The 25020-nt window shown below is 45.5% G+C and carries 20 protein-coding genes; 11 read left to right on the forward strand and 9 right to left on the reverse strand.

The window, feature by feature from the left end; all coding sequences use genetic code 11:
• The first annotated feature begins 201 nt into the window (after positions 1 to 201).
• From yciA to R7O13_RS14145, 3 genes are all read left to right on the forward strand, one after another.
• Positions 202 to 597 (forward strand): acyl-CoA thioester hydrolase YciA, encoded by a 396-nt coding sequence (yciA, locus tag R7O13_RS14135; protein WP_005376768.1) that lies wholly within the window; start codon positions 202 to 204, stop codon positions 595 to 597.
• Between the two features lie 115 nt (positions 598 to 712).
• Complete coding sequence (locus tag R7O13_RS14140) at positions 713 to 1009, forward strand: YciI family protein (protein ID WP_005386727.1); 297 nt, start codon at positions 713 to 715, stop codon at positions 1007 to 1009.
• Positions 1010 to 1012: 3 nt separating this feature from the next.
• Positions 1013 to 1405 (forward strand): GspS/AspS pilotin family protein, encoded by a 393-nt coding sequence (locus R7O13_RS14145; protein ID WP_005386726.1) that lies wholly within the window; start codon positions 1013 to 1015, stop codon positions 1403 to 1405.
• A gap of 133 nt (positions 1406 to 1538) precedes the next feature.
• On the opposite strand, the gene metE is transcribed toward R7O13_RS14145, so the two are convergent.
• On the reverse strand, positions 1539 to 3821 hold the full coding sequence (metE, locus tag R7O13_RS14150; RefSeq protein ID WP_318304090.1) for a 5-methyltetrahydropteroyltriglutamate--homocysteine S-methyltransferase: 2283 nt from the start codon (positions 3819 to 3821) through the stop codon (positions 1539 to 1541).
• 281 nt (positions 3822 to 4102) lie between these two features.
• On the opposite strand from metE, the gene metR reads away from it, so the two are divergent.
• Positions 4103 to 5014 (forward strand): HTH-type transcriptional regulator MetR, encoded by a 912-nt coding sequence (metR, locus tag R7O13_RS14155; protein ID WP_005386724.1) that lies wholly within the window; start codon positions 4103 to 4105, stop codon positions 5012 to 5014.
• Between the two features lie 21 nt (positions 5015 to 5035).
• Here metR and R7O13_RS14160 read toward each other — a convergent pair whose 3' ends face one another.
• From R7O13_RS14160 to R7O13_RS14170, 3 genes are all read right to left on the reverse strand, one after another.
• Complete coding sequence (locus tag R7O13_RS14160) at positions 5036 to 5236, reverse strand: DUF4250 domain-containing protein (protein WP_005376762.1); 201 nt, start codon at positions 5234 to 5236, stop codon at positions 5036 to 5038.
• A gap of 152 nt (positions 5237 to 5388) precedes the next feature.
• Positions 5389 to 6099 (reverse strand): hypothetical protein, encoded by a 711-nt coding sequence (locus tag R7O13_RS14165; protein ID WP_005376761.1) that lies wholly within the window; start codon positions 6097 to 6099, stop codon positions 5389 to 5391.
• 86 nt (positions 6100 to 6185) lie between these two features.
• Positions 6186 to 8642, reverse strand: coding sequence for an EAL domain-containing protein (locus R7O13_RS14170; RefSeq protein WP_256913635.1), 2457 nt, complete (start codon positions 8640 to 8642; stop codon positions 6186 to 6188).
• A gap of 425 nt (positions 8643 to 9067) precedes the next feature.
• Between R7O13_RS14170 and R7O13_RS14175 the strand changes: the two genes are divergently transcribed.
• The 3 genes from R7O13_RS14175 (at position 9068) to R7O13_RS14185 (ending at position 16139) form a co-directional block, all read left to right on the forward strand.
• Complete coding sequence (locus tag R7O13_RS14175) at positions 9068 to 11401, forward strand: YgiQ family radical SAM protein (RefSeq protein WP_318304091.1); 2334 nt, start codon at positions 9068 to 9070, stop codon at positions 11399 to 11401.
• 262 nt (positions 11402 to 11663) lie between these two features.
• On the forward strand, positions 11664 to 15185 hold the full coding sequence (locus tag R7O13_RS14180) for a T6SS effector BTH_I2691 family protein (protein ID WP_318304092.1): 3522 nt from the start codon (positions 11664 to 11666) through the stop codon (positions 15183 to 15185).
• A gap of 3 nt (positions 15186 to 15188) precedes the next feature.
• On the forward strand, positions 15189 to 16139 hold the full coding sequence (locus R7O13_RS14185; RefSeq protein ID WP_318304093.1) for a hypothetical protein: 951 nt from the start codon (positions 15189 to 15191) through the stop codon (positions 16137 to 16139).
• 126 nt (positions 16140 to 16265) lie between these two features.
• On the opposite strand, the gene R7O13_RS14190 is transcribed toward R7O13_RS14185, so the two are convergent.
• Genes R7O13_RS14190 through R7O13_RS14200 form a run of 3 tightly spaced genes read right to left on the reverse strand, consistent with a single transcriptional unit; the run spans position 16266 to position 19142 of the window.
• Positions 16266 to 16688: a GtrA family protein gene (locus R7O13_RS14190; RefSeq protein WP_065274686.1), complete on the reverse strand. Its 423-nt coding sequence runs from the start codon at positions 16686 to 16688 to the stop codon at positions 16266 to 16268.
• Between the two features lie 4 nt (positions 16689 to 16692).
• The gene (locus R7O13_RS14195) at positions 16693 to 18099 is read right to left on the reverse strand and encodes an ArnT family glycosyltransferase (RefSeq protein WP_045412049.1); all 1407 of its coding nucleotides are present in this window, start codon (positions 18097 to 18099) and stop codon (positions 16693 to 16695) included.
• 2 nt (positions 18100 to 18101) lie between these two features.
• Positions 18102 to 19142 (reverse strand): glycosyltransferase family 2 protein, encoded by a 1041-nt coding sequence (locus R7O13_RS14200; RefSeq protein ID WP_080996823.1) that lies wholly within the window; start codon positions 19140 to 19142, stop codon positions 18102 to 18104.
• A 152-nt stretch (positions 19143 to 19294) separates the two neighbouring features.
• On the opposite strand from R7O13_RS14200, the gene R7O13_RS14205 reads away from it, so the two are divergent.
• From R7O13_RS14205 to R7O13_RS14215, 3 genes are all read left to right on the forward strand, one after another.
• A complete protein-coding gene (locus R7O13_RS14205; RefSeq protein WP_053349650.1) occupies positions 19295 to 19972 on the forward strand; it encodes a response regulator transcription factor in 678 nt (225 codons plus the stop codon).
• Positions 19969 to 21255 (forward strand): HAMP domain-containing sensor histidine kinase, encoded by a 1287-nt coding sequence (locus tag R7O13_RS14210; protein ID WP_318304096.1) that lies wholly within the window; start codon positions 19969 to 19971, stop codon positions 21253 to 21255. The genes R7O13_RS14205 and R7O13_RS14210 overlap by 4 nt, the downstream gene beginning before the upstream one ends.
• A 107-nt stretch (positions 21256 to 21362) precedes the next feature.
• Positions 21363 to 22259, forward strand: coding sequence for a 1-aminocyclopropane-1-carboxylate deaminase/D-cysteine desulfhydrase (locus R7O13_RS14215; protein WP_005376749.1), 897 nt, complete (start codon positions 21363 to 21365; stop codon positions 22257 to 22259).
• A 39-nt stretch (positions 22260 to 22298) separates the two neighbouring features.
• On the opposite strand, the gene R7O13_RS14220 is transcribed toward R7O13_RS14215, so the two are convergent.
• Both R7O13_RS14220 and R7O13_RS14225 read right to left on the reverse strand, forming a co-directional pair.
• Entirely contained in the window at positions 22299 to 22841 is a 543-nt protein-coding gene (locus R7O13_RS14220; RefSeq protein WP_005457944.1) for a hydrolase, read from the reverse strand.
• 150 nt (positions 22842 to 22991) lie between these two features.
• On the reverse strand, positions 22992 to 23852 hold the full coding sequence (locus tag R7O13_RS14225; protein ID WP_318114165.1) for a LysR family transcriptional regulator: 861 nt from the start codon (positions 23850 to 23852) through the stop codon (positions 22992 to 22994).
• Between the two features lie 99 nt (positions 23853 to 23951).
• Between R7O13_RS14225 and R7O13_RS14230 the strand changes: the two genes are divergently transcribed.
• The gene (locus R7O13_RS14230; RefSeq protein WP_318114166.1) at positions 23952 to 25016 is read left to right on the forward strand and encodes an HlyD family secretion protein; all 1065 of its coding nucleotides are present in this window, start codon (positions 23952 to 23954) and stop codon (positions 25014 to 25016) included.
• Positions 25017 to 25020 lie beyond the last annotated feature (4 nt).

The following is a 25020-nucleotide window of genomic DNA, read 5'->3' on the forward strand; positions in this document are numbered from 1 at the left end:
GACTTCACAGCGACCTTAGGGTCGCTGTTTTGCTCCATGTATCAGTAAACCGCTCAAACAACGTACCGTTTTCAGACCATTCTTGCTGCTGTAAACCAACTTTCTCTGGTCCGGTATCTGCGGTTTTTTAAGGACCTTTGGTTCTAGGTATTTACTATGTTGGCGCTTAGTTTGAGCGCCTTTAAGATTTAGGATGTCACAATGAGTCAAGAAATTAGCTCTCCGAAAGGTCAAATGCTGCTTCGTACCCTTGCAATGCCTGCAGATACAAACGCCAATGGCGATATTTTTGGCGGTTGGATAATGTCTCAGCTCGACTTAGCGGGCGCGATTCTGGCAAAAGAGATCTCTTGTGGTCGCGTTGTCACCGTTTCGGTATCAAGCATTACGTTCAAAAAACCTGTTGGTGTGGGCGATGTCGTATGCTGCTACGGCGAATGCACTAAGATCGGCCGCACATCCATGAGTGTCGATTTGGAAGTATGGGTCAAACCCGTCAAAGCTCACGGTGTTGGCGAACGCTTCATGGTTTGTGATGCGACCTTCAACTACGTAGCCATTGACAGTGAAGGTAAACCACGTCCGGTTCAGAATTAGTCAACCTACAACGCTAACAGTTAGAAAGGATCTCACATTTTCTGTTGTTCACTTGTGAGAGACACAAAAAAGGCGTTAAATTAACACTTTACCCTACCAATTAAGGAACTATGCTATGTGGTATGTCATCTTTTCACAGGACGTTGAGAACTCGTTGGAAAAACGCATGAGCGTTCGCCCACAACACTTGGATCGCTTACAAAAGCTACAAGACGAAGGTCGCCTTCTTACAGCTGGTCCGATGCCTGCGATAGATTCTGACAATCCTGGAGAAGCTGGATTTACGGGCTCAACTGTCATCGCTGAATTCGCCTCGCTAGAGGATGCTAAAGCGTGGGCAGAAGCCGATCCTTATGTAGCGGCTGGTGTTTACGATCATGTAATCGTGAAACCGTTCAAAAAAGTGTTTTAATTTATGAAAAAATTACTGTGTCTTTTCTTGGTATTTGGTGCTCTGGCTGGCTGTTCATCAACCGATGATAATCAGCGCCAACTTGAGCTTATGGCATCAAACCGAGCAGGAGTCTTGTCTGCGGGCCTCCCTTTAGAGTACGGTCCACTGCAAATAATGCGTGTCTCATCCAACAAAAATGTTGTAGAGATGATGATGATTTATAACGATGGCGCACTCGGTGCAAAGCCGTTAAATCAAGTACTGAATACCAGTATCTATACCTACTGCAGCAACCCAGAAGTTCGCAAGCAAATTGATATGGGCTTGATGTATCGTATTAAGGTACGTAATTCTCGCGGTCAGTTGATGGCAGATGAGTTGGTTTCCGCACAGACTTGTACTCAGGTGAAGTAGCTACAGTAATTTTTGTTGCTTTCGGCATGAGACGATGATTCGCTATTATTGGATAATCTGAAAACGAAAGTTAACAATTAAGAATAGAAAAACGGAGACCACAGTCTCCGTTTTTATTTGCTGTAACGATGTGTTACGCCAGCTCAGCACGGAGCTTCTTCGCCGCTGAAACCAGATTTGCCAATGCGGCTTCTGTCTCCTTCCAGTTTCGTGTTTTCAGACCACAATCTGGGTTTACCCACAAACGTTGAGCCGGAATTTTTTCTGCCGCTTTCTTGATTAAACCTTCAATCCATTCTTCCGTAGGAATGTTTGGTGAGTGAATGTCATAAACACCAGGGCCAATTTCGTTCGGGTAATTGAACTCTTCAAATGCTTTCAGCAGCTCCATATTTGAGCGAGATGTTTCAATGGTAATGACGTCCGCATCGAGTGCCGCAACCGAATCAATGATTTCATTGAACTCGCTGTAACACATATGAGTGTGAATCTGAGTTTCTGGTTTTGCACTTGCCGCAGAGACCTTAAAGGCATTTACGGCCCATTCTAAGTACGCTTTGTGATCGCGTTTTTTGAGTGGTAAACCTTCTCGAATGGCTGGCTCGTCAATTTGAATGATATTGATGCCTGCATCTTGCAGGTCAGACACCTCATCACGCAGTGCCAAAGCAAGTTGCTGCGCAATTTCTTGACGTGTGATGTCTTCACGTGGGAACGTCCAACATAAAATCGTTACTGGTCCAGTCAACATGCCTTTCATCTGTTTGCTGGTTAGCGATTGTGCGTACGTCGACCATTCAACTGTGATCGGTTTTTCACGTTCAATGTCAGCAACTACAATGGCAGGTTTCACACAGCGAGAACCATAACTCTGTACCCAACCAAATTTGGTCGTTTGAAAACCCGCCAAGTTCTCAGCGAAGTATTCCACCATGTCGTTACGCTCTGCTTCGCCGTGAACAAGCACGTCTAGGTCGAGCGCCTCTTGACGTTTTACTGCGTCAGCAATATGTCCTTTAAGTGCTTGGATATATTCAGACTCAGATAATTGACCTGTACGATAAGCGCTGCGCTGCACCCGGATTTCACCCGTTTGAGGAAAAGAGCCGATTGTCGTTGTTGGCAACAAAGGCAAGCCCAATACTTCAGCTTGATGCGCGGCACGCTCTGCATAAGGTGCGCTGCGCTCGGCAAGTGACGAGGTAATGTTGTTTATACGCGCTTGTACTTGAGGCTTATTCACATGTGTTGCTGTCTTGCGCGCTTTGATTGGCTGGCTATAGGTATCACAAGCGAGAATCGCATTTTGGTCACCATCGAGCGCTCGGCCAAGCAAGGCGACTTCTGCCACTTTTTGTTTTGCAAAGGCAAACCAACTTTTTACTTCTTCGCTTAGTTCTGTTTCCAGTGCTAAATCAACAGGGCTATGTAGCAGAGAACATGAACTGGCAACCCAAAGTTTGTCGCCCAGTTTCTCTTTGACTGGCTGTAGACGCTCGAGTTGGGCACTTAAATCCGAACGCCACACGTTACGACCATTCACAACGCCAGCAGAAAGCACCCACCCCTCCGGTAACTTGGCAACCACATCGTCAAGCTGCTGAGGGACGGCAGATAAATCGATATGCAAACCATCCACCGGTAGCTCTACAATTTTGTCTAGCGTATCGCTTACGGAGTCAAAGTACGTCGTTAGCAGCACTTTTACATCGCTTCGAATAACTTGGTAGGCTAGCTTAAACGAATCAGCCCATTTGCTTTCTAGCTCCAGTGACAAAATTGGCTCATCAATCTGAACCCACTCAACACCTTGACTTGCTAGCTTTGCCAAAATAGCTTGGTAAGCGGTAAGTAAGCGTGGTAGCAGGGTTAAGCGGTCAAACCCTTCTTCGACCTCTTTGCCCAAGTAAAGGTAACTGACTGGGCCAAGCAAAACAGGCTTCACTTGGTGGCCAGCTTGAAGCGCTTCGTTGACTTCTTCAAACAGTTGCGGCCAGCTCACTTCAAACGTATCGTCCTTACTGAATTCAGGGACGATGTAATGGTAGTTTGTGTTGAACCATTTGGTCATATCCGATGCCGCAGCGCCCGCACAGCTGCAACCCGCCTGAGATTGACCGCGACCCACTTTAAACAACGTATCCAGGTTAGGGAAACCATCAGCGTGACGCTTTGGCACATGACCCAATAGCAACGTGGTCGTCTGTACATGATCGTACCAAGCGAAGTCGCCAGCGGTGGCAAAACTCAAACCTGAATCCGTTTGCGTTTGCCAGTTTTTGGCGCGTAGATCTGCCCCAACCTTTTTAAGCTCAGCTTGATCAATTTCTCCTCGCCAGTATTTCTCCTGAGCGAATTTTAATTCTCTTTTTTCACCAATGCGTGGATAACCTAGTATGTGAGTCGTTGTCGCCATGTCCCTATTCCTTTCTCAATTTTGTTCAATTTGTTTGGTTCAGAGCATCTTTCGGTAAAGAATAAGATGTCTGGATGGCTAAACTATCGCTCTCATCTGATATTAGAACAACGTCCATTTATTCAACTTGTTTATTAAAAAAATTCATCATGAAGCGACATGATTCGCAAATAAAAACAACAAATAGACGTCTAGACGTTTACATATCCATTTTTTGTCGTTAAGTTATTTACACGATTGCTATTCTGTTCATAGCGAGCAACAAAGGATGAAAGGAATTCATGATAGAGCTAAAACATTTGCGGACACTCACTTCGCTTCGAGACACTGGCTCTCTAACGGCGACAGCGACCGCTTTACATCTCACTCAGTCGGCACTGTCTCATCAGATCAAAGATTTGGAGGCGCGAATTGGAGGGCAACTGTTCCTGAGAAAGACTCGTCCGGTGAAGTTCACTTCAGAGGGAGAAATCCTATTGCGTCTTGCAGAAGATATCCTTCCGAAACTCGCAAGAGCAGAAAATGATTTAGCGAGCTTGAAAGAGGACGTCAATGGCCGATTACATATGGCCATTGAATGTCACTCTTGCTTCCAATGGCTAATGCCTGCACTTAGGGAGTACCAACTTGCTTGGCCTAGCGTAACATTGGACTTTTCCTCTGGTTTTGGCTTTGAACCACTCCCAGCTCTATTGGCAGGCGAACTCGATCTCGTTATTACTTCCGATATCCAACCTCGATCCGAAGTCCACTACGAGCCTCTATTCGACTTTGAAATGCGTTTAATTACCGCAACCAACCACCCATTGGCGGAAAAAGAAATTATTGAGCCGCAAGATCTCGCAGATCAAACCATGCTCTCTTATCCGGTTCAAAAACAAAGGCTAGACGTCGTAAAACACTTTCTTCAGCCAGCAGGAATAGAACCTGCGAAATGGAAGCAAGCCGACAACACTCTCATGTTAGTTCAGATGGTCTCTGCTGGATTAGGGGTGGCGGCACTACCCAATTGGGCGATTTCTGAATTTTCTCGCCAAGGTCTTATTACCAGTAAACCTTTCGGCCAAGGCTTATGGCGTCGCTTGTTTGCTGCAACGCGTCACTCAGAGAAAGAAAAGCGTTACTTACAAGCTTTTTTCGCAACCGCGAGGCTACAATGTAAAAGCCACCTTGACGGAATCAAGGTGGCTTAAAAGATTTGGGTTATGAAAGGCTTAGCGTTGATATGCTTTAAATTGGTTAGTCAATGGATCGTACTGATAACCGAGCATATCAAGCTTGCCGACTACAGACTCTACATCCATCTCATACACTGATACTAACTCGTCAAAACTGTCGCACTCTAAACGTAGCTTTTCGTTGACGATACCTAGCAAAATAGTGCTGTCCAGATTACCTACATTGCTTAAATCCATCGCGACTCTCCTCTTCGACAAGGTATATAAACAAGCGTAGTAGTAATCACGCGAATTTAAAGTGAGTGCGCTCTAAAACGAGATCACCTTATACCCAAGCACCAAGAAAGCACTTGGATATAAGCTGTCTAGCTTTGTCTTTAGAATAGAGGTTAAGCCGCGAGAGAGAATAAACCTTGCAGGCTCGTCATCGACGCGAGTGCTAGAAACAAGGCAACGCTCAGTTGCACCTTTTCTGGTTTCTTATGCGTAAAAATATGCCAACACCACACAATAATTGAAGAAATTAGCATAGCTAAAGACAGCAAGATCGGCTGTGTCGCAGCGTTTAGTGTGGCTTCATTTAACTGGTAAGAAGCAAACAACGTTGCGATGACTAATAGCATTCCAGACACAATGCCCGTAACTGGTAAAATACGGTGAAATGCCTGTAATCTGCTGCGAGCTATCGTAAGCAGCAATTGAGAAAATGACGCCCCAAGGAAAAATATCATTAGCGCCATCGCTATCGATGCTGGCCAGCTTGATTGCTCAAATACTTGAATACTCACATACGCAAAGGCCAAACCATTCGCTAAATGCATCGCCCATAGTGGCCCTTTTTCACGCGTTTTCTTGGTTTGAACCTGAGAATAGAAGTAGAAAATAGCAAACACGATCATAAATGCTTCAATGCGAAGTGACGCAACAGCGAGCCACAATACAGCTACTGCAGGCAACATTTTATGAAGACGTCCTCGCTGACCAGGACAAATATCGCCCTTGATTAGAAGCAAAGTCAGTAGCGCTTGTGCGCCAAATAGCATCGGAGGGAAAGTAACCAGCAATTGTTGAATCATGTTGAATGCACGCTCAAAAGTCATTTTGGGGGGCGATAATATCAAATCAACTATCGCCAAACCACCGAAAGTCGGCCCCCAAATGAGCTAAAACGGTAAGACAATTTTATTCACAGAGAAGCAAGATACTTCAACGCGTCTTCCTGCGTTAAAACTCCACGGTACTCTTCTTTGGTATTACACAGTACCCAAGGGAAACGAATCCCGGTTTTAACCAACTCTCGAATAACAGAGACAGGTAAATCCTCATCAACCAACACAAATTCGGTGCTCATTATCTGATTAACAGGACGTTTCCAAATTCGGCTTTCTCGTTCAGTTTCTCGCTCTGTGCCCATCGAGGGCGTTAGGTGTAAATTCACCGTCTCTTTCGTAATTAACCCAACACAACGATTTTCATTGAGAACAACTAAAGGCAAGCTTGGATTCAAATTCATGTACTCCACTGCCAAGGAGAGCGGTTCTCCAGGGTCCATAGACCTGACTTGTTCATGGCTCACAGATTGCAACACATCACTTTGCTTAGACTCAATCGCGATGTCAGAGAACAGATGCTCATAACTGTCCGCTTTATCCATCAAATCGACAGGCACGGCAGCAGAAAATAGAAAGCCCTGCATGTAATCGACACCGATTTCTGCCAATACTTGAAGTTCTTGCTTAGATTCCACGCCTTCAGCAACCACTTTTACATTCATTTGCTGTGCAAGCTCGGTGACCATTTTCACAATGTTATAGCTGGTGCTCCCTTTATGAATGTTCTTGATGAATTTTCGGTCTATTTTCAGTAAATCAAACTGCCCTTTTTCTAGATAAGAAAAAGAAGAATACCCAGTACCGAAGTCATCAATCGCGATCTCAATGCCCTCTTTCCGCACTTCCTCTAGAGCTCGAGTGTGCTCCTCATCTTGTTCAAAATACGCGGTTTCTGTTAGCTCGATAGTTACTCGCTTAGGGTCTACACCACTGGCTTTAATCAAATCATGCGACCGCTGAAGGATCTGAAGAGAATCCAATTTCGTATTGAGGGAGCGATTGATGGTCACGCCCACTTCCTCGCCATAAATTTCTTGTAAGCGCGGAAAGTGCTTCAACGCAGCTTGGCAGACCACATCATCAAGTGCCGCTATGAGTTCTAGATCTTCAATAATAGCGATCATCTTCTGCGTACAATACGCATCATTTTCATCATAGAAGCGTGCGAGAGCCTCGAACTTAACCACTCTTCCGGTTTGAACGTCGATAATCGGTTGAAAGTAAACGTCCACTAGCCCACTCTCTATTTGCGCCTCCAAAAACGCCTCGAGATGTTGGCGCTTCACTAATTCAGAGTGAAGTTCACTGTCGTAAAAGTTGAAATAGCTGCCTTCACCGGAAATAGAGGACAACATTGCTTGTGCTGCATGTGCTAGCGCTTGTCTTGGTCGGTTCGTATCATAGCCAAGGATTGACACACCAGTTTGGCCTTTAACGATAGTGGCATGCATTTTTGTGCCCATTTCATTTCTAAGCTCATTAAAGAACCCTTTCATGGCAATTTGGATCAAACGAACCGGGCTCAACCATTGACAATGAGGGGTCTGCAAGCATACGACAAACACATCCCGAGATAACTGCCCCGCAATACTGGTGTAGCGACTTCGCATAATAAAATCTGCAAAACCTAATTGCTGTTCAAGCAAGTATCTCTCCGAAAACTTGGGTCTTAGTGTCATAACAATGTTGAGTTCTTTATTTCTGCTTTCATTCGCTAAGGTAGCTAATTGGAGTTCAAATTCTTTCCTCGTCGGTAAAAAGGCAGCCCAATCATGCTGTTGTTCACAACGATTTTTCATCCACAACAACGAAGCAGAAATATCCGTAGAAAATCCGAGATAAAGAATTCGTCCAGAGTGAAACGTAAGTCGGTAAATACAAAGATGATGAGCTTGGTTGCTACCGTTTGCTGTTTTGCTCAGCAAGTTACCACACCAACATCCTTCATCATTAATTTGCTGCCACAGCTGATCATAAAACGCTTGGCTATGGTGAGAGGTACTGAATATATGAGTTTTAAGCCCAACCAGATCTCGGTTTTGATAGCCCATTTGTAACTCAAAGGCACGGTTACAACCTAAGATGCGCGTATCTTCATCGGCAACTAAAACGCCTACATTTGGCAAATCAAAAATCGTTTCGAGGATTTTCGCTAACTCCTCGCAACCAGTGATTGTTAATTGTGGAATGATAGTGCCTTGGATAATGCGCTTATTGAGCCTTTCAAAACTAATAGTAACGTGCACTAAGTTAACGTTTTTTAGCATCATGCAACAAGAAAACCGCCCCCGTCCGCCAAAGAGTTCCACTTCTAGAATTCGTTGTTTTAGCGTTTCTTGTTGCCCCATCAGCATATGATCAAACAAGTTATTTAGGCTGGTTACTGGCGTACTTATCCCAAATGCCTTTGCCATTCCTTGCTGATCACATTCGAACTCGCGAGTATCAATATCGTAAGACCACTCTATAACAGGAGTTAGACTGGAAGTCGTTTGCATTTTTGGATGCACTGTTGTCGTAGATTCACTCATACCCTAGCCCCTTTTTTTGTAATTAGCCCAAGGCTCAAAATTCACAGTCAATTCGCGACATTCCAGTTGGGACCTGCCGATCCTCTTTATAGATGGATTGTGTCAACGATAAGCCTATCGACTTAGAACTATTTCCAGAGCAGCTCAGCCTTTTGCATTTAATATGCACTAATTTGATTATAGGCTTTACCCCATATAAGCACACCATTGCTTATACTTTGTATTAAGATTGCGACATTTTTCATGAACCGATCTATAACCATGAGGCTTTCAAGGTGAAATTAGACAGAAAATCGCCGATAGAGCATTGATATTTTTACAAACCAAATAAAACTCGATGAACTAAGCTGGAATAGATGAGTTTGTTATAGATACCTGATAATCAAATCGCTATAATTCGCGCTCCCTGGAACAGAGAGCAAAATATGACCAATAACATCACTCCTATTCATGAGTACAAAAAATACTGGGCAGAGTGTTTTGGTACGGCACCTTTCTTGCCGACCAGTCGCAAAGAAATGGATGCCCTAGGATGGGATAGCTGTGACATTATCATTGTAACCGGTGACGCTTATGTGGATCACCCAAGCTTTGGTATGGCTATCATTGGCCGCCTGCTAGAAGCACAAGGTTTCCGTGTCGGTATCATTGCTCAACCAGAATGGCAAAATAAAGATGAGTTCATGCAACTTGGTAAGCCAAATCTGTTCTTCGGGATCACTGCGGGTAACATGGACTCCATGATCAACCGTTACACTGCGGATAAAAAACTTCGTCACGATGACGCGTACACACCAAATAACGAAGGTGGCAAACGCCCAGACCGCGCGACTTTGGTTTACTCTCAGCGTTGTCGTGAAGCTTACAAAGAAGTACCTATTGTTTTAGGTGGTATCGAAGCCAGCCTACGCCGTGTTGCGCACTACGATTACTGGTCAGATAAAGTTCGCCGTTCGGTACTATTTGATGCAAAAGCAGAAATCCTACTTTTTGGTAACGCAGAACGCGCACTTGTCGAAGTAGCACATCGCATCGCAAACGGCGAAGACATCAGCACCATGACCAATATTCGTGGTACTGCCGTGAACTTGCCAGTCGCGCCAGAAGGCTACACGGTTATTGATTCTTCTCGTATTGAAAAACCTCGTAAAGAAGCGTTCGTACCAAAGAACCCATACGAAGTAGAAACTCAGTGTGAAACTAAAAAAGACGAGCCAGTTGCACAACCAATCACGATTCGCCCATCACGCCACGATGCTGCGACGACTGCGGTCCGTTTACCTTCGTTTGAAAAGCTAAGAAACGATCGTATTCTTTATGCGCATGCAAGCCGTGTATTGCATCTAGAAACGAACCCGTACTCTGGTCGAGCGTTACTTCAAAGCCATGGTGATCGTGAACTTTGGGTAAACCAAGCTCCAATTCCATTGACGACCGAAGAGATGGACTTTGTGTTTGGCCTGCCTTACGCGCGTGTTCCTCATCCTATGTACGGCAAAGCAAAAATTCCTGCGTACGACATGATCAAGACGTCTGTGAACATCATGCGTGGTTGCTTTGGTGGCTGTTCTTTCTGTTCGATTACCGAGCATGAAGGTCGAATCATTCAAAACCGCTCGAAAGAATCTATCATCAACGAGATTGAAGAAATTCGCGACAAAGTTCCGGGCTTTACTGGCACAATTTCCGATCTTGGTGGCCCGACCGCAAACATGTACCGCCTGGGCTGTAAAGATCCAAAAGCGGAAGCGAACTGTCGTCGTCCTTCTTGTGTATTCCCGGGCATCTGTAACAAGCTAAACACAGACCACAAACACACGATCGATTTATACCGCGAAGCGCGTAAAGTTGAAGGCGTGAAGAAAGTGATGGTTGCATCTGGCGTACGTTACGACCTTGCGATTGAATCACCAGAATATGTGAAAGAGCTCGTGACTCACCACGTGGGCGGTTACTTGAAGATTGCACCGGAACATACAGAGAAAGGTCCTCTTGATCTAATGATGAAGCCAGGCATGGGTACGTACGATCGCTTTAAAGAGATGTTCGAGAAATACAGTGCAGAAGCAGGCAAGAAGCAGTACTTAATCCCTTATTTTATCTCTGCGCACCCAGGCACAGAAGACGAAGACATGCTGAACCTTGCTCTGTGGCTGAAAAAGAACAACTTCGAATGTGACCAAGTACAAAACTTCTACCCTTCGCCAATGTGTAACGCAACGTCGATGTACTACTCAGAGACAAACCCTCTGAAACGCGTGAAGTACAAAAAACGTGAAGATGTACCTGTAGCAAAAGGTGAACGTCAACGTCGCCTGCATAAAGCGCTGTTGCGTTACCACGATCCAGCAAACTGGCCAATGATCCGTGAAGCCCTAGTCAGTATGGGTAAAAAACATTTGATTGGTGACAAACAAGGCTGTCTCGTTCCTGCAGAAGACATTGAAGCACAAACACCTGCGCAACGTCGTAAATCTGGTCGTCACGGGGCAAACCGCTTTGCAACCAAACATACCAAAAACCAACCAGGCTTCGGTGGTCATTTGAACAAACGCTCTGAAGGCGGTTCAAAAGATGGTAAACCATCTGGCAACCGTAACGGTTCGGGCAAAGCTACAGGTGGTCAACGCCCTGCAAGCAACGGCCAACGTCCTAGCGGCAACGGTGCAAACCGCCCGGCAGGTAGCAAGCCGCAAGGCCAAGGTCGCCCGCAAGGACAAGGCAAACCAGCTGGTCAACGTAAACCAAAGCGTCGCTAATTATTTAGAGCTTAAATACTAGAAAGGGCTCCAGAGTTAACTCTGGAGCCCTTTTGTTTTGTCGGCTCATTGAGGCATCACTCACAACTCAAACTTTGATTCAATCAATACAAAAAATGGTAAACACCAACCAACTTATTGGAAAAACAAACAATTATTTGATTGAAGCAAAACCATAAAAATCTAACTCATTGATTTTTAATTGCTTTATTTTGGTGCGATATTTGCGTAATAGAATAAAACTCTTAAACATGGGCTAACGATGAATAATCCACTTCCCCCAAAAACTTCTATGTTCTGGTATGACAACAGCTATACCTATGAGGAGGCCGTTCAGGCATTTGAAAGCGATGGTACACTGAAATCGCTGAATATCGTTCCAACCACGGAATCTGATGATCTTGCTGGCTCACCCCCAGAGCGCAGTATGTTTTGGGAGGGAGAAACAAAAAAAATCGATCCGCCACCGCCGTCTGAACGAGAGCCTCTCAATTTAAAAACTGAGAAAGAAGCAACGGAAGCATCACCTGCGCACTTTATCCCAGTCCGCTATGCCATCGATCAGCTAGAAACAGAAGAGACACAACCTTTTGGTTTGCCTGAAGAATGGAAAGGCCAAGGCCCAGCCAAACTCAATACCGTTGGTTACACCCTGCGTCAACTGCGCGACGGTTGGCTGTATGTCTATGATGCAATCAACAAAAGCTTAGACGAATACGAAATCAAAGGAACGCAATTCACGCTCTATAAGTTGGGAGAATCAGAAAGCCCAAAATCAGAGCAGCGTGGGACACCACAAGATGCAAAGCCCTTCCTTACTTACGTCAACGGAAGCGTACTATCGATTTGCTTCTCTGAGCACCGGTGGACATGGCACACGTTCATGCGCGTACTTAACAATCCGAGTAATCATATCGATCGCATGCAAACCATTGTTCTGTCCTCAAACGAGAATCAGCACAACATTGCACCAATAGATAAGTTAACCCAAGTCGCTGATATTGAATCTTCTGCCGTCGATGATGGTCGCTTTGCGGATTCTGGCATCGCCACCAAAGCAGATGAAGATGGTTCTGTCTTTAAACCTGTCGCAGTCGAAAGCGATTTAACCTCTGCGATTCCAGAAGAAGAATCAGGCTACTTCGTCGCGATAAAAGATTACGCCGCAGACATTCAAGATATGTCACTGCATTTTGTTGGTGCCGCAAGCCCTTACCGCCTTTTCACTGACCAGTTTTCAAACCAGTGGAACTTGATGCAGACTGCCATGCAACTGTGTATGTTTGGATCAAGTGACGAGATAGACATGCCAGCTAGCGTTAAGCGTAACGGCGAAGAGCTGTCGTTTTATACCGACATGGCTGACTATTATGACTCCTCTCACCAACTTAATTTGGCAGAGCAGAACAAAAGCTCAGTTCAGTCCGGCTATCCTGCTAAATTTTCCGCTGGAGCGATTGAATCACACCAACATACCCAAAGTGACATTGCTAAAGCGATACAGGACAAATATCGAATTTCTGCGAGCCGTTTTGGTAAATACGAACAATGGATAGCGACTGAACGCTGGCGTCAGCAGCTCAACTGGAAGCAAATGCTGAGCGAGATGCAAGAGCTGTCAGAACAAAAAGAAACCATGCTAGCCCAAGTGGTTTCGGTCAAACGCGACTTTATTGCTGTAATGGAATCTTTGACACCTCATCATCTTGAGAGAACCTTCGACCTATACAGCGAAGACACGCAGTACAGCTTGTATCAACTGCACAAGCAAGCCGTTGAGTCATTTACTCTGGTGATGCAAGAAGAAGACCGACAGTGGGCTGAAAGCCAATGGGAAAAACCAACCAGTTTACTTGCACTCTACACTTCCGGGTTTAGTCGTAGTCTCTTTAAACAAGTGGAGAAATTAATTCCTGAACAAGTTTCAAATCAGGTAGGTGAAGTAGACGTCGCCAAAATTGTTCCAGACACTGAAAGCTCAGACAAACAGTTTATGGACTACGTTTCGACAGCAAGTAACCGTGTGGGTATGTATGCAAAAGTAATGGACTTTATTTCTAACCCAAATACTGCAGAAACCGAATTTCTAAGAGATATAGCAAAAGGATTCGATGGGCTAGATAGCATATTCAAAGTGACTAACAGCGCTTTACTCAAGGGGGTAATAGAGTTTGGCGTTAGCCTAACAGCCCAAGCGTCTATCTTAATGATATCTCTATTGTCAAAACCGCTCACCCGAACAAGTTTTTACCTAAGAGCTGCCGTTGTAGAACGTTTGTCGATAAACACTCCAATCAATATCAACAAAGGCTACGCACAAAGTTTTGGTTCTTGGAAATCCAATCATGATAAAAAACTCATCGCATCGAACCAAAACAAAGAAGTGTTAGCAGCCTTCAACAAGGGTGATAAAACTATATCAAACACGCAGTATAAGAAGGCTCTCCAGCAACAGCGGCACCTTCAAAAAAGCTTGGCCGTTGCGACGTTGGAATACCCTCAGTACATAGAACTTCCAGATGACGTACTTGAGGCAACAATTCGAATGCGTAAAGACATATGGGATAACCGATTAAACAACCTCAAGAAACGGTTTGAAGATGTAGGCGGTTTGGGCTTCTTAGCTCTGATTTTTAACTGCCTCGCATTTGCTGATGCAATGAACAGTATTCAAAAAACTGGGCTCATGACCCAAGATGATTTCCTGGATATTCAACAAAAGCTGTTTTACACGGCCGGTGCTTGGACGGGTATTCGGACGGGTAAATTATGGGATAATGTTAAAGGGAATGAGAAACTAAGAAAGCACTCACTGAAAACTCTTAAAAAGTTAGTCGTTCGAAATGCCAATGGCTTTGAAAACTTGATCCTTGATGACTTAAAGGTCTTCAATAAATGGCTCGCGATTACAGGGGCTTTAGGAGCGTTGGCTGCGGGTATTGAGGCATATCGTTCTTGGCAGAGTGCTGATGAAGCTTATGGTCAAGAAAAATATCTGCATGTAGCAAATACTGCTGCATTAACCGGTATGTCGATAGTCGGTATAATCCAAGCGTACGGAGGATTCACAGGGAAATTAACACTAAACTTAACCTTTGGTGGACCTGTTACCGCAGTTTTAACTGTTCTCACGTTAGCATACCTAGCCATCAATTATAAACTCAACAAACTGAAACAAGATGATTTCCAAAAATGGTTAGATAAACTGCCTTGGGGTTATCACCCGAGTCGTACTCAGTGGAGCCAATCTGCAAGCTTGCCCGAAAGAGAGAAGCACAATTCAGCATTGGTGCAGCAAGCACTGTTTGACTTACAATCTATTATTCAGCAGCCAACGGTATACCATCAGCCTATTGAAAAAATACAGGCTTATCCCGGCTATACGCATCGAGAGTTAGTTGGTTTGGAAGTGCATATTCAGCTGCCACGTCGTGCTGCAACAAATGGTGTTACAGTGAGTACCAACACCAAGGCAACAGAGGGTGATTTGACGTCCGGCTCTTGGTATCAAAACGCAGATTTAGTCACGCTACAAACACAGAGCCAAGCTAGCAAAGAGTTTCTTGTGTATAAGGTAACATTACCGATTAAAGAAACCGATCAATACCTTGCCATGCAAGTAGCGTATGATGTGGAAGATGATGCCCCATCAAAGCGTGAGTATTGGTTCCAAAATAGCGTAAAACAGAGTGCAACTCATAGCGTGATTTCAGACAATACCAAACAAAACATCATTAAAAAATCACTCACACCCGTTGTTGGTACATTAGGTTTTCAGGAGTAACCCTTGGCATATTCACCATTTTATATCACCCCAGAAGAGTTGGCGGTTTATCAAGAGGCGCAAGAGCAAGAGATCCTCTCAGGAGACAATTTAACAACATGGCGTAAATATGATATCGAGGAAGCGAATCGTTTTTCATATATATTTGACAGCTTAGTTCCAATTGCCATCATGTCAGTGGTTCTTTTCTTATTTTGGTATACCTTAGGCCAAGACCCTATGATGGGGTATGTTGCTGTTAGTGTGCTAATAATGGGGTACGGACTCAGCTACCTATTGTTTGGCCTCGATTATCGCTATGACTATATTTTTTCTAGCAAAGGCTTTGTGATGAGAAAGCGTCGCAATATGCCTAAGTGGGTAAATACCGCTACGCAAGCCGTTGGCTGGATAGGTACAGTGGTGTGTTTGGTTATGGTAGCACTGGTTGGTCCAATGGCATTAGCGGGAGCAGGTGCCTTCATTTTGCTTTCATTTGGTATGTTAAAACGCCAGCCTGATGAACCAACAGAAGTGAGAGTTGGAGAGCGAGAAGATTGGCTTTTTGCTGATTACAATAAGAAAAGAAAAGTACTCCAATTCTATTTTAAGTATGACAGGTGCGAATACCAAGATACTGCTCAAAAGATTGTCTTTCGCTCACAAGATCGATTCGATTGTTACGTTTTCTTTAAAACTGAAGCGGATTTAAAATCCATGGTCACACAACTGTCAGAGGTCTACAAACTGGATTGTAAAGAGGTCGATGATCATAAAAAGCTGTTTGAAGCAAAGCCAGAATCAAGGCTCTTTAGTATTCCAGTTTGTAGTAGAGAATATCAAACCGAAGAGGTATTTGATTTAAGAGCGTCAAATGCCCCGCTTCCTGAGCGTGAATACCTTTACAACGGTAAGTGGCAAACCGAGTCTGAAATCGAACAATCAAAATCTGAACTAACGGCAGCCAAGGTATAAACCTTGGCTTATTTACCTTTTTACATCCCCATGAAAAGCTTTAGGTTTACTCTGATGTACAAAAAGAAAAATTGGTTCAAATAACGAATTTTTAACTCGAGGATAGGAGAGTAAGCCCGAACCTTTCTATCCTCTACTAAACACCCATTTTGCACTGAGTAAATAGTTACTCACCATGCCTGCCAATATGCCTAAGATCAAAGCCAAATAGACCATCACTCCTTGCGTTCCAAGCGCGAGCGTTACGCCTTTGAACACAATAAAGTTCGGCAAAGCACTGATACAGGCACTCGCCATAAATTTTTGCCATTGAGCGAAAGGGTTGGTTTTTTCTGCTTGAGAGAAAGTCAGCCAGCGATTGCCAAGCCAAGTCGTGGTTGCTGCAAACAAAAATGCTATCCCACGAGCCAGCATCAGCTCCAGACCAAACCAATGGAACAACACAGAAAAGATAAGGGTGTCGACCATAAAGCCGACACCACCTACCAGAGCAAACCTTGTTAACGAAGCAAACCTTTCTAACGAAGCAAACTTTGTTAATTTGCGCATTCCGTTACCCAACCACACAAGTGTAGAGTGAGCGTTTCGATTTTGCTGTGAACTCATTGGTACAACTCAACGCATTTTCATGAATCATGCTATCCACTTGCTGCGATTTACCAATCAGGTGGAATTTCTTCAGATTGTTTAAGTCATTCTTGTCTTCAAGCTTTTTCGCCTGACCATGACTATAGAACTGGCCTGAGAACGGGCGCTTACCAATATAAAAGACCGGAGCGTTGTCATTAATTTGCGCGAAGATGATGCGGTCGCTGCGACTATCTGCTTTGCCCATATTCAAAACCAACATCGCAATCATAAGCAGGGCTGGCAACACCGCTGCCGTTCCGGTCAGCCATTTGAAATCGTGTTTATCCACCAGCATCGCAATCAAGATACCTAATGCAGGCACACCCGGTAGCACGTAAGCAGGCAAAATATTCCCAGCCATGGTGAACAAGATCATTGGAGAAATCAGCCAACACATCAGGAAGCTAAATAAACCTTGATGATCGGTTTCAATGGCTTTGAGTACCTTACGACGTTTCCATGCCAAAATAGGCAATACGATTGACCAAGGCGCAGCCGATTGCAGCCAGAATACCCAGATCATCCCACGTGGTTGATCATGAGCAGAGCCATACAGGTCCCCTTCCCAACCGCTGACAACAAAACGCTTAAAGTGCTCGCCAACAATGAAGTAATCAATAAATCCAGGCGTCGCCATTTCAGCCATTATGTACCAAGGTAGAGCAATCGCCAGCATGAGCGCCAACCCCGATACAATTGGAAAACGCTGCCACAAGGCTTTGAAGGCACCAAAGAAACCATGCTGAATCACGAGCCAAGGAAATACTGCGATGCCCATGATCACGATCGCCACTGGACCTTTCGCTAACAGCCCGCAAGCCAAGCCAAAGAAACCGAGGTAACCCCACAGTCGGCTGTGTTTGTCTTTGCCGAGCCAGCAATAGTAAAAACCAACCATCGCCATCGTCATTGCCAACGTCAGTGCCATGTCTGTCATCACCGCACCCGCCGCAATTGAAAAGATGCCACACGTCGCCAGTACCAACGCTGCGATGACTGCATTAAAGCCAGCGCGATGCGCCATGAAAGCAACAAAAACAATCGTCGCAACACCCGCTAACCAATGAGGCGCGCGCACTGCAAATTCATTCAATCCAAACAGCTCAATGCCGTAAGCACTCATCCAAGTGAACAGGGGGGGCTTCCCCCAGAAAGGCACGCCGTAATCAAACTGTGGGGTAAGCCAATTGCCGGTTTCCACCATTAAGCGCGCCATTTCGCCGTAGCGGGCTTCCGTGGTGTCCATCAAAGGGTAAGCGGCAAGTGAAATAAGACGGAGTAAAAGAGCAAACGCCAACAACAACCACAGATGGGTTTTATTAATACTCATGATTACGCGGTTTCTCCCAATTTAAACTTCATGGTTTGGATGGATTGATGTTTTGCAGGCTGCTCGTAAACAGACTGAACAAGATAAAGAGGACGTTGCTTGGTCTCGACAAAAATGCGGCCAATGTATTCACCCAAAAGGCCAATCGACAGCAGTTGCACACCGCCCAATGCAAGTTGGACGACCATCATGGATGGGTAGCCAGTGACAGGCTCACCAAACACAACAGTTTTCATCACTATGAATGCGCCATAGATAAAGGCACTGAACGCCACCAATGCACCGGCAAGTGTCGCTAAACGCAAAGGACGAATGGAAAACGAGGTAATGCCGTCCATTGCAAGGCCAATCAGCTTGAGGTAGTTCCATTTGGTTTCACCACAGAAACGAGCGTCACGCTCAAACTGAACCGTCACTTGCTTGAAACCCGGCCAAGAAAAGATGCCTTTCATGTACCGGTTACGCTCTGGCAACGCATTGATGTGTTTAACCACTTTTGCGCTCAGTAGACGGAAATCGCCCACGTTCTCCGGCACATCCAATTTCGCCATGCTATTCAGCACTTTGTAAAAGCAAGCGGCCGAGAAGCGTTTGAACCAAGTTTCGCCGTGGCGTTCACTGCGCTGCATGTTCACCACGTCATACCCTTCACGCCATTTTGATACCATTTGCGGGATTAACTCCGGCGGGTCTTGCAAGTCAGCATCAATCACGATCACCGCTTCACCTTGGCAGTGTTCCAGCCCCGCACTCATGGCGGACTCTTTGCCGAAGTTACGGCTTAGTGCAATACAACGAACGTCGCTAGAAGATTGAGAAAAGTTTTGCGCGATCATTAGGCTGTCATCTTTGCTACCGTCGTCCACATAGACGATTTCGCAGCGTTCTGGCATTTCATCCAAAACGGCGGCTAAACGACGATGAAATTCAGGCAAGACTTCTTGCTCGTTAAAGAATGGCACCACAACAGACAAAACTGTTTTAGGCTCAGTGTGTTGGCTCACCTTTGAAAAGGTTGCAGCGTGAGTGTTGAAGGTTGACATGCTACTCTTCCACTAAATCCGATGAATGAATCCAGTCTACAAACATCAATGTGAAAGAGATGTTGTTGACATCTTTTTCACGTTCTTAGTGAATAATGTTCGGTTAAGACGAAGTCTTATTTTCGAAAACCCGCCCACTTGGAGAGAAATACATGAAACGCGTACTTTTAGTCGAAGATAATCGAGAAATCGCAGGCGTGCTGTTCGATTATTTTGAGTGTGCAGGTATGGAACTAGATTATGCAGACAACGGCGAGCTCGGCTTGAAACTGGCGATGGAAAACACCTTCGACATCATCTTGCTCGACCTCATGTTGCCACGCATGGATGGCCTGACCATGTGTAATAAACTTCGCGACGCGGGCAACAACACACCAGTGCTTATGCTGACTGCACTTGATAGCCGTGACGATATGCTCAAAGGCTTCCAACACGGTGCTGATGACTATCTGACCAAGCCTTTCGATCTGGATATTCTTGAAGCGCGCATGATGGCCCTGATCCGCCGTTACCGTGGCACTGTCGCGTCGAGCAAGTTGGAATATGGCGAAGTCTCTATCGACCAAAAAACGCGTAAAGCTTACCGCCAAGATAAACTGCTGGCGCTAAACCCCACCACTTACACCATTCTGGAAATGCTTGTGAAAAGCGCACCAGACGTGGTGACACGCGAAGAAATCGCCTTCCAACTTTGGCAAGAAAACGAGCCAAACAACGACGTTCTGCGCAGCCACATTTACCAACTTCGCAACCAACTTGATAAGCCATTTGAACAACATGTGCTGATCACCGTACCGAAAGTCGGCTTCCGCTTGGAGACAGGTGCATGATCAATCGCTTACTTGCTAGCACGCAAAGCACACAAAGTATGACAGGGCGACTCGCTCTGTTTTTCTCTTTTGTGTCGGTCGTGATTGGCATCTTCTGCTTTTTGTTGATTACCGGCTCCCTGCTTTGGTCTGAAGACCGCGTGGGCGAGCGTCGTATTATGGTCGACAAAAAAGAAGCAATTGAACATTTCCAGTCCCACCCAGAGCAAGGCAGTATTCAGCTTGACCTACTCACCACTGCATACAACGACATCTCATTGGTTGCCGAGCGCTATCAAAAATACCTGATTGGTCAAAAGCACTTTCTTGATGAAGTAGAAGACGGTGAATACTCGCGCATGGTTTACATGAGCACTTACACCTACAAAGGCATTGAACATCCCGTTATTCTGGTTTCCTTGATTGATGAAATCGAGATCACCTCAGAGGAATTCATTCTCGTCGTCGCTATGGTGCTGTCCATTGTCGCCGTGCTGGTGTTCCTGTTTGGTAGCCTCCTGCTGCGCTTATCACAACGCTTGATTGAACCCGTCAATGCGCTTAAAACTCAACTCGACCATCATCAAGGCGATGCTACGCAAACTTTTAGTGTGCCCGAGGGCTCAGCTAAAGAGTTCCAAACCCTTGCAGATGAGCTGAATGAGTACCGCCACAAAATCAATCAAGTCATCAAGCGTGAGCAAGCCTTTGCACGATACGCGAGTCATGAACTGCGAACACCATTAACAGTGATGAAAGGCTCAAGCAGTTTACTGGCAAGAAGTGCGAACACGGATTTCCAGACCCGCCAGGTGAACCGAATTCAAGATGCAACGCAGCAGATGTCGACCATGGTGGATGCCCTACTCGGCTTAGTGCGTTACGAGCGTAATGCAGATGACTCACCAGTACGCAGCATCACCGAAGAAGAACTCAACCAAATCATCTTCCAAAGCCAAGCTCAGGCGGATGAGAAAGCACTCAGCTTTAATGTACAGATCGACGGCAACCCAAGAACGCGCGCGACCAATGCCGTGTTGACCATTATTCTTGGCAACCTGATTCGAAACGGCATCGCCGCAACACCTTCGGGATCAATTCATATCAATATGGATGAAAACACCATTTCGGTGCGCGATGAAGGTGAAGGCTTTTCAACCATTCCACATTCTGATGGGCACGGATTAGGTTTGATGATTGTGGACGATTTGTGCCAACGCTATGGCTGGCAATTTAAGATTGGTACACATCCAGAGGGTGGTTGTGAGGCAGTAATTGATCTTGCGTCAGAGCATCAGGAATAACCGAAATGGTTGTACTGAAACACAGACTTTTTATCTGGGTTTAATGGCGTTACACTACGCGCCCTTTTTAACGGCAAGGTCGCGTGGTTGGACACGTCAGCAGTCACATGAAACTCTCTGAAAGCCCGATAACTCAACACAACTTCAACGGTCATACGTTTTTTCTTAAGCGTGATGACATGCTGCATTCTCACTTTTCTGGGAACAAAGCACGTAAGTTTATGGCGTTGATGGAAACGCAAAACAGCGACATCAAAACCCTCATCAGTTACGGCTCTGCTCAATCCAACGCGATGTATTCGCTAGCGGCTCTCGCCCAGATTAAAGGTTGGGCATTTGAGTTTTATGTTCATCACATTCCATCTTGGCTAAAAAGCTCCCCCATCGGAAACTATCGCGGCGCTCTCGATTTGGGTATGAAAATCACCGCCATGCAAGACATCGGTAGCGAACTCCACCCTAGTGAATACATCCACCAGGTACGAAGATTAGATGAGTCGACATTGCTTATTCCAGAGGGTGGACGTTCCCACCTCGCTGAAGCTGGCATCAAACAGTTAGCACGAGAAATTCTTGATTGGACGCGATTGAGAGGTAAAGAACAGTTTACCGTCGCCCTGCCATCAGGCACTGGCACGACCGCTTTATATCTTCATAAACATTTAAGCCCACACGGCATAGAAGTGCTAACTTGCCCTTGCGTAGGCGATGCAGATTACTTAACTGAGCAGTTCAACCAGCTCTGTGAAAACAGCCACCCAACCATTTTAACCATCCGCAACAAACACCATTTTGGTCGCTTGTACGAAGAAGATTACATCACATGGAAAGCACTCTTTGAGCAAACCGACCTCGAATTTGACCTGTTATACGACCCGTATATGTGGCAATGCCTCACCCCTTGGTTGGAAGAGAACACAGATAAAACGGTGATTTACATTCACCAAGGCGGGTTACTTGGCAACGAGTCGATGTTGCCAAGATATCAACGAGAATTTGAATAGCGTGTTCAGATAAAGTTGTTGTTGATTCCAGTGATTACACTATTTGATGAGCGCCAGAATTTCTTTGAATTCAGGTGCTCGGCAATCTTCGACCATTTCATACAAACACATTTCTAGCCCAGTGAGCACCACACCGTTAGCGGTTAACTTCGCAAGAGCGAGCGCTTTATTGGCAGCGGTTCGGGAAGATACACAATCCGTGACTAATTCAACGCGATAACCGGACTGGCGCAGAGAAACCGCGGTTTGATAGACGCAAATGTGGGATTCAATACCGCAAACCAACCAGGTATCAACTTTCGCGTTCTCCACCGCGACCTTAAACGTCGCCTCTTTGCAACCATCAAACGTGTACTTGGTAATAGGTAAATGCGTGCTTTCAAGCACTTCACGAATCGGCTCCGCGGTTGGGCCCAACCTTTCTGGATTCTGTTCTAGCCACAGAATAGGCAAATCTAGTGCTTTGGCACCCTTTACCAGTTTCGTGATATTTTCAATCAGTGCGTCGCTTTCATGCATTAATGTAGCGAGTTTGCCCTGAACATCCACCACAATCAGGCCCGTGTTTCCTTTCGATAACATTTCCATCTCCTATCTTGTGCGACCACAAACCATACTCAACAAGTTGAGCAACAGTTAATGTATCAGAACCCTTTCATGTTAGAGCAATAAAACCTAGAAAGATGACCTTCGCTCACACATTTGCCCTTAGGTAAGGGTGGTTTGAACTGACTATTTAAATTTCTCTCGAATTAGTTCAATCAAGGCTTTGACTTTATTGGGCAGAAATAAGGCCGAGGGATAAATCAGAGTAAGATGCTGCTTCGGATGCGCGAATTGAGGCAGCACCTCGACCAACAAACCGTCTCTCAGTGCAGGCTTGGAATGAATTTGAGGAATAAACGCGATGCCGTTTCCTGCTATCGCCATCGAGCGCAGCAAGTTGAGGTCGTCCGAGCGCAACGCCACATGCAGATCTGAATCGAGCAAATCGGCATTGTAACGATTAGTTAAAAGGCGATGCTGCTTAAGATCTTCCACCGTTTTTACTGGCGGATGCGATTCTAGATAGGCTTTTGACGCAACAAAGTGACTACGATAAGGCAAAAGACTGAACTGCACATAGCTGTCATCGGTGACTTTGACCACGCTCGGAAGAAGCTGCAAATCAAACGCTTGACGCTTGAGATCGACACTCTCTTGATGGTTTTCAATCTCGACCGAAATATCCGGATACCGCGTTGTGTACTCGGTGATGATCGCGTTAAACGCGGCAGAGCTCATCAATGCGGAAGGAATGGCTAAACGCACCTTGCCCGTCAGCTCTTGTTGATATTCATGCATGGCATTTAAACCTTGCTGAATATGGTCAATAGGCTGCCCCACCAACTCAAACAAGCGTTTCCCGTGCTCCGTCAACTCAATGCTGCGAGTTGTGCGGATCAAAAGCTGTACCCCGAGCGATTTCTCTAATTCTTGCAGGCGACGACTCACTTTTGAGCGTTGTAGTTGATTCGCCTCTGCCGCTGCACTTATACCGCGGTGAACCACCGTCTGAGTGAATAGGTAAATATCATCAAAACTAACGTTCATTGTCCTATTTTTAGGTCATTCATGTTCGTATTATCATTCTACTGAATTGTGGGTGACTTCTCTATAATCCGCTATCCAATATGTTTAACGGAACTTGTAATGACGGCTGAACAAAAATTCAAACACTGGATGCGAACTTTGATTGTCCTGTTCATCGTACTATTTTTGTACATTATCATTGCTGACCGCCACGCCCCCTTAACGACCGAAGGACGAGTACAAGGATACGTTGTCCAAGTCGCACCCGAGGTATCTGGTAAAGTGACCGACGTTCTCATCGAGAATAACCAGTCCGTTCAAAAAGGCGATGTGTTGTTTACGATTGATGATCGTAAATACAAGATAGCACTTGAACAGGCGGAGCTGTCTCTGCAATCCGCTTATGAAAAAGAAGCAACACTGTATTCTCAACGCGAAGCCGCTCTTGCCAATATTGCCCGCGCACGAGCGACATTTGATAATGCACACCGCGAGTACAACCGCTTACTGACACTATCGAAGCAGAAAGTCATCTCTCAATCGACACTCGATAATGCCTTTGCCCAAAATCAGGTATCACGTGCAGCGCTTAAAGCGGAACGACAAAACTTAAAAGTCATTGAGGCGCAATTAGGCGATCAAAAAGGTCAAAGCACCGCCGTTCGAATTGCCAAAAATGGCATCGAAAAGGCGCAACTTGATTTGGCAAATACCGCGGTACTCGCTCCCAGTGATGGTGTCGTGACCAACCTGCAACTAGAAGTTGGCACGATGGCAAACACCAACATGCCATTGCTGACATTTGTACCAACAGGATCACTTTGGGTAGCCGCTGATTTTCGTGAAAAATCCGTCGCGAACGTAGACAAGACTTTCCACGCCTTGGTCACATTTGATGCCAACCCAGGTTCAGTGTACGACTTTGATTTAGCTAGCCGCGATTACGGTGTAGCAGCCGCACAACAAACGCCTAATGGCGCACTAACCAAAGTAGAAGTGAACAACCGCTGGGTACGTGATGCACAGCGTACACGAGTGAACCTAACCAGCAGTGAAGAGTTACCACCAGCACTGTTTGTCGGCTCTCGCGCTACCATTGTTTTATACCCAGACAACAGCATTTTCTGGCAGTGGATGGCGCAAGCACAGATTCACCTCGCAAGCTGGTTCCACTTCATTTACTAGGCGG

The sequence above is a fragment of the Vibrio sp. Y176 genome (assembly GCF_033438945.1).

Coding starts and splice junctions, on each gene's coding strand:
- metR (WP_005386724.1), top strand. CDS start 4,103: ATGATAGAGCTAAAACATTTGCGGACACTCACTTCGCTTCGAGACACT.
- R7O13_RS14210 (WP_318304096.1), top strand. CDS start 19,969: ATGATCAATCGCTTACTTGCTAGCACGCAAAGCACACAAAGTATGACA.
- R7O13_RS14195 (WP_045412049.1), bottom strand. CDS start 18,099: ATGAGTATTAATAAAACCCATCTGTGGTTGTTGTTGGCGTTTGCTCTT.
- R7O13_RS14205 (WP_053349650.1), top strand. CDS start 19,295: ATGAAACGCGTACTTTTAGTCGAAGATAATCGAGAAATCGCAGGCGTG.
- R7O13_RS14200 (WP_080996823.1), bottom strand. CDS start 19,142: ATGTCAACCTTCAACACTCACGCTGCAACCTTTTCAAAGGTGAGCCAA.
- yciA (WP_005376768.1), top strand. CDS start 202: ATGAGTCAAGAAATTAGCTCTCCGAAAGGTCAAATGCTGCTTCGTACC.
- R7O13_RS14160 (WP_005376762.1), bottom strand. CDS start 5,236: ATGGATTTAAGCAATGTAGGTAATCTGGACAGCACTATTTTGCTAGGT.
- R7O13_RS14145 (WP_005386726.1), top strand. CDS start 1,013: ATGAAAAAATTACTGTGTCTTTTCTTGGTATTTGGTGCTCTGGCTGGC.
- R7O13_RS14170 (WP_256913635.1), bottom strand. CDS start 8,642: ATGAGTGAATCTACGACAACAGTGCATCCAAAAATGCAAACGACTTCC.
- R7O13_RS14225 (WP_318114165.1), bottom strand. CDS start 23,852: ATGAACGTTAGTTTTGATGATATTTACCTATTCACTCAGACGGTGGTT.
- R7O13_RS14190 (WP_065274686.1), bottom strand. CDS start 16,688: ATGCGCAAATTAACAAAGTTTGCTTCGTTAGAAAGGTTTGCTTCGTTA.
- R7O13_RS14220 (WP_005457944.1), bottom strand. CDS start 22,841: ATGTTATCGAAAGGAAACACGGGCCTGATTGTGGTGGATGTTCAGGGC.
- R7O13_RS14230 (WP_318114166.1), top strand. CDS start 23,952: ATGACGGCTGAACAAAAATTCAAACACTGGATGCGAACTTTGATTGTC.
- R7O13_RS14180 (WP_318304092.1), top strand. CDS start 11,664: ATGAATAATCCACTTCCCCCAAAAACTTCTATGTTCTGGTATGACAAC.
- R7O13_RS14175 (WP_318304091.1), top strand. CDS start 9,068: ATGACCAATAACATCACTCCTATTCATGAGTACAAAAAATACTGGGCA.
- metE (WP_318304090.1), bottom strand. CDS start 3,821: ATGGCGACAACGACTCACATACTAGGTTATCCACGCATTGGTGAAAAA.
- R7O13_RS14165 (WP_005376761.1), bottom strand. CDS start 6,099: ATGACTTTTGAGCGTGCATTCAACATGATTCAACAATTGCTGGTTACT.
- R7O13_RS14140 (WP_005386727.1), top strand. CDS start 713: ATGTGGTATGTCATCTTTTCACAGGACGTTGAGAACTCGTTGGAAAAA.
- R7O13_RS14215 (WP_005376749.1), top strand. CDS start 21,363: ATGAAACTCTCTGAAAGCCCGATAACTCAACACAACTTCAACGGTCAT.